Annotated in this window: 9 protein-coding genes; 5 read left to right on the forward strand and 4 right to left on the reverse strand. The window is 66.7% G+C overall.

Annotated elements, in window-relative coordinates:
* Window positions 1–3 precede the first annotated feature (3 nt).
* Window positions 4–981, reverse strand: coding sequence for an iron uptake system protein EfeO (gene efeO / locus ACOQPD_RS13225; RefSeq protein WP_420612426.1), 978 nt, complete (start codon window positions 979–981; stop codon window positions 4–6).
* Window positions 982–1,216: 235 nt separating this feature from the next.
* Between efeO and ACOQPD_RS13230 the strand changes: the two genes are divergently transcribed.
* Genes ACOQPD_RS13230 through ispH form a run of 5 tightly spaced genes read left to right on the forward strand, consistent with a single transcriptional unit; the run spans window position 1,217 to window position 7,333 of the window.
* Window positions 1,217–2,125: an NAD-dependent epimerase/dehydratase family protein gene (locus ACOQPD_RS13230; protein WP_420612427.1), complete on the forward strand. Its 909-nt coding sequence runs from the start codon at window positions 1,217–1,219 to the stop codon at window positions 2,123–2,125.
* A 29-nt stretch (window positions 2,126–2,154) separates the two neighbouring features.
* On the forward strand, window positions 2,155–3,156 hold the full coding sequence (locus tag ACOQPD_RS13235; protein WP_420612428.1) for an iron ABC transporter substrate-binding protein: 1,002 nt from the start codon (window positions 2,155–2,157) through the stop codon (window positions 3,154–3,156).
* Complete coding sequence (locus ACOQPD_RS13240; protein WP_420612429.1) at window positions 3,131–4,738, forward strand: ABC transporter permease; 1,608 nt, start codon at window positions 3,131–3,133, stop codon at window positions 4,736–4,738. Before ACOQPD_RS13235 ends, ACOQPD_RS13240 begins: the two co-directional genes overlap by 26 nt.
* Window positions 4,735–6,120 (forward strand): hypothetical protein, encoded by a 1,386-nt coding sequence (locus tag ACOQPD_RS13245; RefSeq protein ID WP_420612430.1) that lies wholly within the window; start codon window positions 4,735–4,737, stop codon window positions 6,118–6,120. The genes ACOQPD_RS13240 and ACOQPD_RS13245 overlap by 4 nt, the downstream gene beginning before the upstream one ends.
* Before the next feature lie 46 nt (window positions 6,121–6,166).
* Entirely contained in the window at window positions 6,167–7,333 is a 1,167-nt protein-coding gene (gene ispH, locus ACOQPD_RS13250; RefSeq protein ID WP_420612431.1) for a 4-hydroxy-3-methylbut-2-enyl diphosphate reductase, read from the forward strand.
* Here ispH and ACOQPD_RS13255 read toward each other — a convergent pair.
* From ACOQPD_RS13255 to ppc, 3 genes are all read right to left on the reverse strand, one after another.
* Window positions 7,259–8,431: an oxygenase MpaB family protein gene (locus ACOQPD_RS13255; protein WP_420612432.1), complete on the reverse strand. Its 1,173-nt coding sequence runs from the start codon at window positions 8,429–8,431 to the stop codon at window positions 7,259–7,261. The two genes, ispH and ACOQPD_RS13255, sit on opposite strands and share 75 nt — an antisense overlap.
* Window positions 8,415–10,661, reverse strand: a complete 2,247-nt coding sequence (locus ACOQPD_RS13260; protein ID WP_420612433.1) for an MMPL family transporter — start codon at window positions 10,659–10,661, stop codon at window positions 8,415–8,417. Before ACOQPD_RS13260 ends, ACOQPD_RS13255 begins: the two co-directional genes overlap by 17 nt.
* A 176-nt stretch (window positions 10,662–10,837) precedes the next feature.
* On the reverse strand, window positions 10,838–13,591 hold the full coding sequence (gene ppc / locus ACOQPD_RS13265; RefSeq protein ID WP_420612434.1) for a phosphoenolpyruvate carboxylase: 2,754 nt from the start codon (window positions 13,589–13,591) through the stop codon (window positions 10,838–10,840).
* Window positions 13,592–13,655: the final 64 nt, after the last annotated feature.

Consider the following 13,655-nt stretch of genomic DNA (forward strand, 5'->3'; position numbering starts at 1 on the left):
CTGCTAGCTCAGTCCCAGCGCCCCGGCCGTAAGGGAGATGTTCTCGGACAGCCCGGCCAATTGCGCCTTCAGCAGGTCCACGGTGTCCTGGGTGACGGTCACTTCCGGGCATAGCGGGGACGGGAAGGGATCGTTCTCCTGGCAATAGAGCACCCAACCGTCGCCATCCCTGAGGCCCGACAGCGTGCCGTTCAGTTCCAGGAAGCCGGCGTTGATGTCGTTTAGCAGGTCCGGATCCGCCTGCTGCAGGGCGGGCGTGAGCAACTCGATCACACTCTGCGCCCCTTCGACGTTGGCGTTGAAGTCCCAGAGGTCTGTCTTCGAGTAACGGTCCTCCTCGCCGGTGATCTTCCCCTCGGAGACCTCCTCGATCAGCTCGGCAGCCCCCACCGCTACCGCGGCCGGCGGCAACTCCAGCGCCGCCATACCCTCCTTGAGGGTCTGCAGGTCGGCTTCCAACTGATCGGCGAATGGAGCCGCCCCGTCGGTGGTTCCGAGCTCGAACAGGATGTACTCGATGCGGTGCCACCCGGTGAACTCGGGGTCGTCCGGACCTTCGAAGTCATCCACCCGGCTGTCCACCGCCCCGTCGATCTCCTCGATGAGCCCGGCGATCGGTTCGATCCGTTCCCACTCGACCCGGGCGGGTGCGTAAGCGGCCTGAGCCGCATCGAGATCACCGGCACGGATAGCGTCCGCGAACACCGCATTTCCGGCGATCATCGCATCTATCTGTTCCACCACGTAGGCCTTGTAGCCGTCTACCGCTTCCTGGACCAAGGGGTTGTCGGTTCCACCCTCGAACTCCTCGAGGGACAATCCGGTGGCCGATGCCGAGCCTGTCCCTGATGCCGACACCGACACCGAGCCTTCGCCCTCGTCGAGGGTACGAACCTCGGCTCCGTCGTCCTCGGCGCATGCCGCGGCGAACAGTGCCAGCATCGCCACCGGCGCGATGATGAATCGCATACGTCTACGCATGATTGTTGGCCACCCTTTCGATCGGTTCCTCGTGCAAATTGTTCGGGTTCCGTACCCGATCGGCGTCCCGCACCGGCAGCGAAGCCATGCGCGGCCGGCGGCGTGCGCCGGACCAGGCCGTCCCTGTGCCGACACCGTCAAGTCGGCCCACCGGACCAATCTAGTTAGGGTACCCGAATACATACAATCTGGCATACTTTACAACATCCGTGCGGAACCGTTAAGCTCCACCGGCGTGAAGGCACTCGTCACCGGCTCGTCCGGATTCATCGGCTCGAACCTCGTCAGGCGTCTCGCATCCCGCGGAGACGAGGTGGTCGGCATTGATCGCCGCCGCGTCCGGGGCCCAGCCGGCCTGCAAGTCACCATGGACCTAGCCGATCGCCGCAACCTGGCCGAGCTCGCTCGATGGGCCCGTTGGGCCGACGTGGTCTTCCATCTCGCAGCTCGACCCGGGATCCGGAGCGACTCCCCGCGCGTCGACCGGCTCCGGCACCGGGATATCATCATGACCACCGATCACCTGATGGCCGTCGTCGCCGAGCGGACCCATGTGATCCTCGCCTCGTCCTCCTCCGTGTACGGGGACGCGGCCCGCAGGAACGGCTCCCACCGGGCCAGCCGGGAGACCGACCCCACCCGGCCGATCAGCCGCTACGGGCACTTCAAGGCATCCATGGAACGGCTGGCACTGCAGTACCGCCGGCCCGGTGACGGCTTGGCCATCGCCCGGCCTTTCACGGTTATCGGAGAGGGTCAGCGTCCGGACATGGCGCTGTCGATCTGGATGGAGGCAGTGCGCCGCGGCGAACCCGTGGAGGTGTTCGGCGGTCTGGACCGCGCCCGCGACGTGACGGATGTCAGCAAGGTGGTGGAGGCATTGATGGCCATGGCCGACCGGAGATTCTGCGGAACGGTCAACCTGGGCGCGGGTAGGCCGCGCCTGCTCGACGAGATGGTCAAGGCGGTCTTCTCGGCGATGGGTCGGGAGGCCCCGGTGAGGGTGGTGAGGGCGGATCCCCAGGAAGTGAGGGTCACCTGCGCAGACCCGACCAGGGCACGGGTGGACCTGGGCGTCGACCTCACTACCGATCTTGAGAGAGTCACGATCCGTCAGGCCGGCGCACGGTTGGTCGCAGCATGAGAAGCAAGGCGACCAGGAGATCCCGTCTGATGCGATGGACTGTCCCGGTGGTCCTGGCGGCACTGGCCATGGTGGCCGCATCCTGTGGCGGCTCCGATGATGTGATAACCGTCTACTCGGGCCGCACCTCCAACCTGATCGGGCCGCTGCTCGAGGACTTCGCCGAGACATCAGGTATCGATATAGAGGTTCGCTACGGCCAGTCCGCCGACCTCGCCCTGCTCATCGACGAGGAGGGCGATCGTACTCCGGCGGACGTGTTCATCTCCCAGAGCCCCGGCGCCATCGGGTTCCTGGCCGGTGAGGGAAGGCTCCGGCCGATCGGCGACGAGGTCCTGTTCCTCGTCTCGGAGGAGTTCCGCAACGCCGGCGGTCTGTGGGTCGGGATGTCCGGCCGGGTGCGGGTGATCGTCTACAACCGCGACCTGGTCGACCCGTCCGAGCTACCCGGTTCCGTGTTCGAGCTCACCGGGGAGCGGTTCCGCAACCGGGTAGCGGTAGCGCCTCCCAATGGCTCGTTCCAGGACTTCGTCACCGCCATGCGCGAGACCCATGGCGACGAGACGACCCTGGCCTGGCTGGAGGGATTGGTGGCCAACGGCGCCCGCACCTATCCGAACAACACGTCGATAGTCCAGGCCGTGGGCCGCGGTGACGTGCCGATGGGCCTGGTCAATCACTACTACAACTTCCGTGCCCAGGCGGAGGACCCCGGCGTGGCCTCGGAGAACTACTACTTTCCGGACCGCGACATAGGATCACTGCTCATAGTCACGGCGATCGGCGTGCTCTCCACCACCGATGTCCCCGACCTGGCCGACCAACTGGTGGAGTTCATGCTGAGCGAACCGGCTCAGCGCTTCTACAGCGAGAAGACGTTCGAATATCCTCTCGCTGCCGGTGTCGGGCCTTCCTCGGGACTCCCTTCGCTCGATAGCATCGGCGCGGCCACCTACGATTTCGATCAGTTGGGCGGCGGGCTCGAGAGGACCAAGGAACTGATCGATGAAAGCGGGATCGAGCAATCCTGAGGTAGGGGCTACCACCGTATCCCGCCGTACACGACCCCATCCGGCCTTCGCGGTCATCGTGGTGGTGCTGGGTTTCCTCTTTCTCTTCCCGGCCGGATACCTGGCCTGGGGGAGCCTGAGGCTCGGAGCGGACTTCTGGGAAATACTGGCAAGCGCCCGGACGCTGCGGCCGCTGGGTAACTCGCTCCTGATCGCGGCGTCGGCCGCCACCTCCTGCATGGTGCTCGGCACCATCCTGGCCCTGATGGTCGCCCGCACCGATCTGGCCGGACGAAGGTTGTGGCGGGTGTTGCTACCCCTGCCTCTGGTGATCCCTTCCTTCGTGGGTGCGACCGCCCTGCTATCGGCATTCGGACCGGGCGGGCTCGTGCCCTTCGTGCCCAGGATCGAAGGATTCTGGGGTGCGCTGATCGTTCTCACACTGCTCAGCTATCCCTACGTATACCTACCGGTGCTGGCCCGTCTCTCCACCACGCTTCCGACGGTCGAGGAGGCGGCCCGGCTGCTGGGCAGCCGCCCCTGGCGGACCATGGTCAGGGTGGTCCTTCCCAACATCCGGGACACGGTGGCGGCCGGGACCATGCTGGTGTTCCTCTACGGGCTGAGCGACTTCGGCGCCGTGGCGATGATGCGCTACGACACCATCACCCGCGCCATCTTCTCGTCCCGGCTCTTCGACCGGGCGACCTCGCTCACCCTCGGGCTGGTCCTGGCCGTGATGGCTCTCATCGTGGCCACGGCGGAGCGGGCTGTGACGCCGGACCGCCGGCCCGGCAAGGGAATCGGGGGCCGGCAGGTGCGGTACCGGCTGGGCCGCGCCGCCGGCCCCGCCGTGGCGCTGGCGGCCGGAGTGGTCGGGGTGGCCCTGGTGGCCCCTCTGGCAGTGTTCCTACTCTGGGTGATCCGGGGCTCGACCACGGTCGGGGTCGGCTTCTCGGGTCTCGGCGACGGGCTCGGGTTCCTCGTACAACCCGCCCTCAACTCGGCGGTGGCGTCGGTCGTGGCCGGCGTGGCCGCGGTGGCGTTGACGCTGCCCGTCGCCTATGCCACGGCCAGGCACCGGAACCGGATCTCGGGGGCGGCGGCCGCATCCGTTACCTCTGTGTTCGCGCTACCGGGACTGGTCGTGGCCCTGGCGGTGGTGTTCTGGGCGATCCGGGCGCCCGGTCCGTTAGCGGCGCTCTATCAGACCTTCCCCCTGCTGGTCCTGGCGTACGTGCTCCACTTCGGGGCCCAGTCGATGAAGGCCTCGCAGGCCGCCATCGCCGACGTGCCACGACGCTTCGATGAAGCCGCCCGTACGCTGGGAGTGACCGGACGCCGGCGTTTTCTCGCCATCGACCTCCCCCTGGTCATGCCTGGCCTCGTGACAGGTGGGGGTCTGGTGCTGCTGTCGACGCTCAAAGAGTTACCCGCCACGCTGCTTCTCGCCCCGATCGGGTTCGAGACCCTGGCCACCAGGATGTGGAGCGCCGCCGAGGATGGGTTCTTCGCCGAGGTCGGGATCACGTCACTGGTGCTCATCCTCCTTTCGGGCGTCCTCACCTGGGTGTTCGTGCTACGCCGTGAGCTGAGGATGTGACGCTGGGTATCAAGGGGAGCGCCATCCTGGTGGGGCTCGGCATCTTCCTCGTAACCCTGGCCGGTATTCCGGCCCGCGCCACCTACGGCGCCCAGACCTCGGCGGATGAGCCCCAGTATCTGCTGACCGCCCTGTCGATCGCGGAGGACGGAGATCTGGACATCGCCAACCAGCGTTACTCGGGCGCGTACCGGGACTTCCACGAGGTGCTGCTGCCCGTGCAGACCTTGTTGCAGCCTGACGGGTCACGGATCAGCCCGCACGGCCCGCTACTGCCCATGTACCTGGCCTTCCCGATGAGGATCGGCGGATGGGTGGGAGCGAAGGTTGCGCTGGCGGCACTGGCCGGCATCCTGGCAGGCCTGCTGTTCTGGGTCGCGGTAGCGCGATTCGGGGTCCGGCCCCGGGTGGCGGCCGGGGTTACGGTCGTGCTGGCGCTCTCTCCGCCGCTTGCCCTCTACGCCACCCAGGTGTACCCGGAGATCGCCGCAGCCCTGATGGTGACGGTGGCTATCGCCGCCTTTTCGGGGCGCCCGGGCCGGGCCACGACCGCCGGGCTGGCGGCGTCGGTCATCGCCCTGCCCTGGCTGGCTGTCAAGTACATCCCCGTAGCGGCGGTGCTGGCGGTGGCTGGGGCATGGAAGTTACGCCGCCGGCCGCGGCACATGGCGGGATTGCTGCTGGCTCTGGCCGGCGCGGGTGCCGCCTATCTTGCCTTCAACCAGGCCGTTTACGGGGGTTGGACCCCTTACGCGGCAGGCGACTTCTTCGTCGGGGGAGAGCTCACCGCACTCGGGCCGTCACCCGACTATGCAAGCCGCTCCCAGCGCCTGCTCGGCCTGTGGGTGGACCGCGGGTTCGGGCTGGCGGCCTGGCAACCTGCATACCTGATGGCGGTGCCGGCCGTCGCTTGGGCAGCCAGGCGGGGTGCTCCGCATCGTCACCTGTTGCTGGGTGTGCCGCTGGTCGGGTGGCTGGTGGCCGCCTTCCTGGCACAGACGATGCACGGATGGTGGTGGCCCGGCCGCCAGGTGGTGGCAGTACTGCCCGCCCTGATCCTGCTTCTCATGATGTGGATCGACCGAGCGGCGCCGCGGTCCAGCCTCCCGTTCCTGCTGATCGGTGTCACCGGCGTCCTGGCGTTTCTCGTGCTGGTGATCGAAGCGACCACCGGGCGGGTGACCCTGATCGTGGACTTCATGTTGACCACCAACCCCCTTTACCGGGGCTGGAGCATGGTTCTCCCCGACTACCTGGTCCCGACCGACCTGACGTGGGTGTTGCACGGAGTCTGGACGATCGGCTTCGCGGCTCTGCTGGTCGCAGGATGGCTGACCGGCGGCAGGGATCGCGGGACGATCCTCGTGGCCGGTGGCGGGTAGGCGGCGTCCGGCGCCTACGCTCCTGGCTGTGGGTACAATTGCCGGGATGCCGGACAGTGCGCTCCTGACCACCAGCCGTCCCAGACGTGTCTACCTAGCAGAGCCGAACGGGTACTGCGCCGGGGTGTACATGGCCGTCAAGGCACTTGTTTGGATGGTCCAGATATTCGACGCCCCGGTCTACTGCTACCACGAGATCGTCCATAACCGATTCGTCGTGGAGTGCTTCGAACGCGCCGGGGTGGTGTTCGTCGATTCGATCGACCAGGTGCCGGAAGGCGCTCCCGTGATGCTGTCGGCCCATGGCTCCGCCCCCGACGTGGTGCAGGACGGGGAAGAGCGGGCCGGGATCGTCATCGACGCAGTCTGCCCGCTGGTGGCGAAGGTTCATCATGAGGTCAAGCGGCGGGCGGCGAAGGGGTTCGACATCATCTTCGTGGGCCACGAAGGTCACGATGAGGCGGTGGGCACCATGGCCCGGGCGCCTTCGAACATCACTCTGGTCGAACCGGAGACGGGGCTGGCAGGCTTCAGTCCCAGAGATCCCGGCAAGGTGGCGCTGTTCGCCCAGACCACCCTCGGGATGCACGAGTGGGAGGCGATCAGGGCCGAGGCCTCGGGGCGCTACGAGAGCCTGGAGACCTCTCGCAAGAGCGATCTCTGCTACGCCACCACCAACCGCCAGGATGCGGTGCTCGAGATGAGCTCCGAGTGTGACCTGATCCTGGTGGTTGGTTCCGACAACTCCTCGAACACCAATGCCCTGGTCCGGACCGCCCGAATGCGCAGCGCCGCCGCCTACCGGATCGATTCTGCGGATGCGATCCGAACCGAATGGTTGGACGCTGCGGACGTGGTCGGGCTGACGGCGGGCGCATCGGCTCCCGACCACCTTGTCCGGGAGGTTCTCGATCGCCTTGATCCGACCGAAGGGTGGAGCCTGTTCCGGGTTACCGAGGAGGATGAGTACTTCCCTCTGCCGCCCGGGCTGAGGTCCTTGCTGAATTCGTTGGTGTCGACGGTCCGGATCGGGTTCGCCGCTCCCTCGAACGGTAAGGGCCCGCTCGACTACGACCGCCGGGTCACGGCCACCGACGCCCTCGCCAAGCTGGAGTCCTTCCCATCCGGTCAGCCGGCCCTACCAGCGGCTGGACTCCTCGGCGTACACATGGTCGGGCAACCTGTAGCTGATTCCGGCCTCGTCGAAGACTGATACCTGGAGGAGTGAGGTGAAGGCGGTGAAGTTGTTCTGCTTGGCCAACGGCTTCAGGTACCGGGCTGCGAAGCGCTGGTAGCGCCGCTGCATGCGGAACCAGGGGAGCACCCCCACCAGCGGGGTCGCCGGATAATGCAGCTGGTCGGATAACTCCCTGCCGATCAGGGCGCGCGATACACGAAATACGTACTTGGCGAAGTTCTGCCGGACCTCCGGTTCGGTCATGTCCACTAGCAGCGGACCTGCATGGATCAACGAGTTTGCCATCGCAATCGACTCGAAGTCGGGGTCGGGCTCACACATGCCCCCGATCTTGAAGATCCTCAGTGCCTCTTCCTCGTCGGTGTACAGGATCGACTCGGGGATACCCATCAGGTAACCCGTATACCGCCATACGGCCATGAAGCCCGCCCGCTCCTCCTCGGTGTAGACGGCGCCGAGGTTCTTCATGTGCTTGAGCAAGCGGGCTGAGAAGGCCACGATGGCAAAGCCGACGTGGGCGGCGCTGATCGGCGTGCCCCAGGCATCCTCGTCCCACTCATCCGATTCCGCCAGCAGGCGCCTGATCCGGGCATGCACGATCCGGATCCGAACGGACAGCTTCCAACCGTCACCGGCTCTCTCCAGACCGCCGGGCATGAAGATCTCGACCATGTGGCGGTTGTTCTGCTTCAAGCGGCGGACCCCCTGATCCCGGAGCCGCCCGGTTATGAAGAAGGACTTGCTGATGTTGGTCGAGAACCCCTCGACAAGGGTGCCGGCGAGCATTGATGCGAGCACCACCGGCGAGTTCCTGTGGAACATCCGGACACCTAGGCGGAAGTCCGACTGGTTCACCCAGTCGGGAGGCGTGTCCATCGGATCGAAGAACTCCCGGACGAACGACGGCCCCCGGCGCAGGACCTCCTCATTGCGGCGCATGCCGGCCGTAATCAGGAGGTTCGCCTCCTCGACAGGCAACGCGTCGATTTGCGCGATGAAGGCGTCGGCCTCGGGGTCCCCCACCACGGTATGGGCGACGTAGCTGCGTGCCAGTTGCGCATCGACAAGGCGGGCTTCGGCGTAGCCGGCCGCGTAGTCACTCGGTATTCTCACCCGGCGCAGCCTCCTCAAGGGCGTCTTCCGGATGCTCCTCCGCCTCGACGCGAAGGTCGGGGAGCCAGTCGAGCCAGGGCGGCATGTACCAGTTGCGCTTGCCGAGTACCTCCATGCTGGCCGGTACCAGGACCGAACGGACCAGCGTGGCGTCCAGTAGCACGGCCACCGCCAGACCGAAGCCCATGAGCTGGTTGATGATGGTCCGTCCCGTGGCGAAGGCGCCGAACACGACCACCATGATGAGGGCGGCGCCGGTGATGATCCCGGCGGTGGAGCGGAGCCCGTAGGCCACCGCCTCGGTGTTGTCGCCCGTCTCGTCGTAGCGCTCCCGTATCCGGCTGAGCAGGAAGACGTGGTAGTCCATGGAGAGCCCGAACAGGACGGCGAACAGGAACAGCGGTATCCAGGCGTCGATCACGTCGGCCCGCTGGAACCCGAACAGGTCGATCGCGACGCCCTTCTGGAAGACCAGCACCAGCAGCCCGTAGGTGGCGCCCACGGAGAGCAGGTTCATGATGATGGCCTTCAGCGGGATCACCAGCGACCGGAAGACCATCATCAGGATGACGAAGCTGAGGCCGAGTACCAGGGCGAAGACGATCGGCGTGTAGACCCTCACTATCCCGAAGAAGTCGGCTACCTCCGCGGTCAGGCCGCCCACGTAGACCTGGGCGGGGGTCCCTTCGAACGCGGCGGGGACGATCTCTCCGCGGAGGACCGACATCAGATCGGCGGCTTCCGGGCTGCTCGGTTGGCCCGGGTAGGGGAGGGACAGGAGCGTCAGATCCCCGGCGTCGTTGACCTCCCGGGCCGGCGGTACGGGGAAGCGCGGGTCGGCGATCAGAGCGCCCTGTAACTTCCCGATCGCGGCCGCTACGGAGGGGTCGTTGGTGTCGCCCTCCACGACTATCTCGGCAGGGCTGAGTATGCCGGCGGGAGTGACACTCCCCACGGAGAACTTCTCCTCGAGGAGGAGGAAGGCTTCCTTTGTCTGCGCGCCGTCAGGGAAGGTGTTGACGTCGTTGAGTCCCGTCCGCATGTCCAGGTAGAAGTAGGACAGGGCGAGCATCGGGATCGCGACAAGGAGGATGCTGATCACGGGTCGGCGCATCACGAGCCGGGTGACGTTCTCCCAGAAGCCTTCCTGGGAGGTGTCCGGGCTCTTGAGCGAGAACCTGGCCAGGAAACGAATCGGGAGCAGGTCCACTCTCGGACCGAGCAACGCCAGGACGGCCGGTAGCAGCGTCACGGTCGCCAGCATGGCGAAGATCACCACCAGGATCGCCCCCAGCGCCAGGGACTGGTAGAAGGAGGCGGGCGTGATCAGCAGACCGACCAGGGCCAGCACCACGGTGGCGCCGCTGAAGATCACCGTCCGGCCGGCAGTCGCGGTGGCGCGCCCCACCGCTTCACGCGTCGGCAGCCCGCGCGCCAACTCCTCCTTGAAGCGGGAGACGACCAGGAGCGAGTAATCGATGCCGACGGCCAGGCCGATCATCACCACCATCAAAGTGACGAAGAAGACCAGCTGGAACTGCTGGCCTATGACAGCAACGGCTGCCAGGGCGAGGACGATGGCCACCACGGCCAGGCCCAGCGGGAGCAGGGTCGCCACCACCGCGCCGAGGAGCACCAGCAGGATGACGAGCGCCACCGGGACTCCGAACCGCTCGCCCCTCTCCAGGTCGTGGAGCGCCAACTCGTTGGACTCGTAGGCGACGCTGGCGTCGCCCCCGATCAGCACCCGGAAGCCGTCCACCCCGTTGGCCTCTTCGACGATGTGGATCATGTCACCGACGTCCACGGTGGCGTTCTGCGCGGTGCCGGTCATGGCGAAGGCCATGATGGTGGTCTGCCGGTCACGGGACACCAGCACCGGATTGTTGGAAACGTAGAAGTGGTCCTGCAGGGTCACCACGTCCGGTCCCAGGGCCGTGATCTCGGCGGCGAGCGACTCGACCCTCGTACGGAAGGCGGCGTCGTCCACGGTCACGGAGGATGACTCGACCACGACCAACTCGGCCAGTTGCCTGGGGCCTCGCAACCTGTCCTCGAGGAGGGCGGCGGCCTGTTCCGATTCGTACCGGCCGGACAGGCGGAACTCGGTGGTGGTGGCGCTGTCCAGCAGCCGGTCGACCAGGCCGAGGGAGACCAGCACCAGCACGGCCCATATACCGATGGTGACCACTGGCCGGCGCGTCGCGAAACGGGCGAGGGGTCCGAGCATCGGGTCATCTCCTTCTTGTACCGCCGGTCACGGGAGACATTCCCGGCACGATCCTGACCGATGGTCCCCGAAGTCGAACGGGGATATTCGAGAACGCCCGCACCTTGCATCCTAGCGAGACTTCAGGTCAACGACCGGCGTGCGGGTCGGTGGCTCCGATCGGGTCGGGTCGGGTGTTATCCGGTGTTGCGCATACCCGCCGCGATGCCGTTGATGGTCAGGAGCAGCCCGCGCCGGTATCTCTCGTGGTCGCCCGAACGGGATCGTTTCAGTAACTCTACCTGCAGCACGTTCAACGGATCCAGGTAGGGGTCACGCACCGCCAGGGCGCGCCGCAACAGCGGGCGATCGGCCAGCAGGTCGGCCCCCGTCACCTGCCGGAGGGACGAAACTGTGAGGGCGTACTCGGCGGCGATCATCTCCAGCATGGGCCGGCGCTCGACCGGTACCAGGTTGTCCACGTAGTGGCGGGCGATCGAAAGATCGGTCTTGGCCACGGTCATCTCGACATTGGATACGAAGGTGCGGAAGAAGGGCCATTCCCGGTACATCCGGGCCAGGTCGCTACCCAGTCCCGCCTTGGAGGCGGCGGCGAAGCCGCTTCCCACGCCGTACCAGCCGGGGACGATCTGGCGTGACTGGGTCCAGCCGAACACCCACGGAATGGCCCGGAGGTGGGTGACACCCAACGTCTGGCGCCGCTTCGCAGGGCGGGATCCGATGTTGAGCAGGCCCAATTCCTCCACCGGTGTCGACGTGGTGAAGTACTCGACCATGCCCGGATCGTCGATGAACCGCCGGTAGGTGTCGTAGGCAGCGGAGGATATGAGGTTCATGATCTCGTGCCATCGTCGGACGTCCTCTACGGCATGGTGCGGGGCGCGGTGGGCCAGGGACGCCTCCACCAGCGCCGACAGGGCCAGTTCGAGGTTCCGGTGCGCGAGCTCGGCCAGGCCGTACTTGTCGGCGATCACCTCGCCCTGCTCGGTGAGCTTGATGACGCCGTCCAGCGTTCCGTACGGCTGGCTGAGGATGGCGGCGTGGGTGGGGCCGCCGCCCCGCCCGACGGACCCTCCCCGCCCGTGGAAGACGTCGATCCGTATCCCGGAGCGGCGGGAGATGTCGCGGATGACCAGCAAGGCCTTGTGGATCTCCCATTGCGAGGTGGTGATCCCCCCGTCTTTGTTGGAATCCGAGTACCCGACCATGACTTCCTGGATTCCGCCGCGCAGATCGAGGAGCCGGCGGTAGGCGGGCACCGCCAGCAGTTCCTCCAGGGTGGGGCCGAGCAGCCGGAGGTCGTCGATGGTTTCGAAAAGCGGGACGAAGCCGAGGCGCGCCACCCCCCGGACCGGATCGACCAGACCCACTTCGCGGGCCAGCATCATCGGGGCCAGTATGTCGTCCACTCCCCGGGCCATCGAGATGATGTAGGAGTCGATCACCTGATCGCCGTGCTCATCCAGCAGATCCCTCAGCAGGCCGAAGAGCTGCAGCGTCTCGTCATCACCGGCGCCGGTTCCCGGCGGGGCCACCGGCCGGGTACCGGAGAGCTCACCGACCACGAACGCGGTCCTGCCCTTCCGGTCCAGGTCGCCGTAGCCGGCACCGAGGTAGGACGTGAGGGAGGCTATCGCCCGGTGGTGGTGATCGGTGTGCTGGCGGATGTCGAGCGCGGCCAGATGGAAACCGATCGTGGCCACCAGCAGCCGGGTCCTCGCCAGCCGGCCACCGGCCTGGAGGGTGCCTCGATTCTCGCGCAGGGAGGACTCGAGCACGGCCAGGTCGTCAAGGAGTTCCCGCGGAGAGCGGTAGGCGCGGAGCCTGCCGTCTCGTGTCTCCAGGAGGCGCTGGTGGACGATTGCCAGACCCTGGCGGTAGGGCTCGCGGTCCTTGGTGCCCTCCAGCACATCCCGGTAGGCCGCCCGGTGCCGGTCGATGAATGCCGCGAGTCCGTCCGAGATCTCGATGATGCGGGTATTCGCGCTCAACTCGCCGGCCAGACCCTCCACCTCGGAGATGAGAATCTCGAGGGCGGCCTGCCGCTGCCGTTCCACTACGGTCCCGGTCATTTCCGGCGTGACGTTGGGGTTCCCGTCCCGGTCGCCGCCGACCCATGAACCGAACCGGATCGGGCTGCTGTCGGAGCTCAGCTCGCCCCCGATCAGATGTACGGCGGCGGCGATGTTGTCCAGCAGGCCGGGCAGGGCCTCGCGGATGGTCCGTTCGAGGTAGTGGCGGACGAAGCGGGCCTCGTCGATCGGGTTCGGCCGCTGGTCGCGAAGCTCGTCGGTCTGCCAGATCGCCTCGATGAGTTCCTCCACCCGGCGGTCGATACGCGCCCGATCCGCCTTGGAGGTTCTCGGGTTGCTCCTGGTGGCGGTGGCATCGGCGATCTCGCTCAGCTTCTCGAGGACGGTTCGGCGGGTGGCCTCGGTCGGATGGGCGGTGAAGACGGGCTTCAGCACCGTCCGGTGGACCAGCGAGACCACATCGGTGGGCGGTATGCCCGACTCGACCAGCGCGAAGAGGCTCTCCTCGAAGCCGGGTTCGGCTGTCTGCCCCTCGGCGCTGAGTTCCTCCACCCGGTGGTCCTCGACCCGATGGACCTGCTCGGTCGCGTTGGCGAGATGGAAGTAGACGGTGAAGGCCTTAGCCAGCTGCAGGGCGTGTTCGAGGTCCATCTCTCGAAGCAGTTCGGCGAGTTCGTGGGAGACCTCGACATGCGCCGACCGCAGCCGGCGGGAAAGGGTCCGGACGCGCTCGACCGAGTCGAGTAATCCCTGGCCGTGCTGGCGGACCAGCGTCTCGCCCAGCTGGCGGCCGAGGCGCCTGACGTCGGCTCGCAGATCGGCGTCAGCCGGCTCGGGCGAACTCGTTCGGTGAGACGGTCCAGGCATGTCCCCGGTGGGTCCTGCTTTCGGTTTCATGTGCTGCGACTCGTAGAAGCCGGTTCGTTCGCCATTCTCGCAGTACCGCGAGCCGGTTCGCCGT

The organism is Candidatus Spongiisocius sp. (assembly GCF_965221825.1).
In the GTDB taxonomy this organism is placed as follows: domain Bacteria; phylum Actinomycetota; class Acidimicrobiia; order Spongiisociales; family Spongiisociaceae; genus Spongiisocius.

What these genes read in the sequence shown, in the direction of transcription:
- ppc (WP_420612434.1), bottom strand. Translation starts at nt 13,591, where the DNA reads ATGAAACCGAAAGCAGGACCCACCGGGGACATGCCTGGACCGTCTCAC.
- ACOQPD_RS13235 (WP_420612428.1), top strand. Translation starts at nt 2,155, where the DNA reads ATGCGATGGACTGTCCCGGTGGTCCTGGCGGCACTGGCCATGGTGGCC.
- ispH (WP_420612431.1), top strand. Translation starts at nt 6,167, where the DNA reads ATGCCGGACAGTGCGCTCCTGACCACCAGCCGTCCCAGACGTGTCTAC.
- efeO (WP_420612426.1), bottom strand. Translation starts at nt 981, where the DNA reads ATGCGTAGACGTATGCGATTCATCATCGCGCCGGTGGCGATGCTGGCA.
- ACOQPD_RS13260 (WP_420612433.1), bottom strand. Translation starts at nt 10,661, where the DNA reads ATGCTCGGACCCCTCGCCCGTTTCGCGACGCGCCGGCCAGTGGTCACC.
- ACOQPD_RS13240 (WP_420612429.1), top strand. Translation starts at nt 3,131, where the DNA reads ATGAAAGCGGGATCGAGCAATCCTGAGGTAGGGGCTACCACCGTATCC.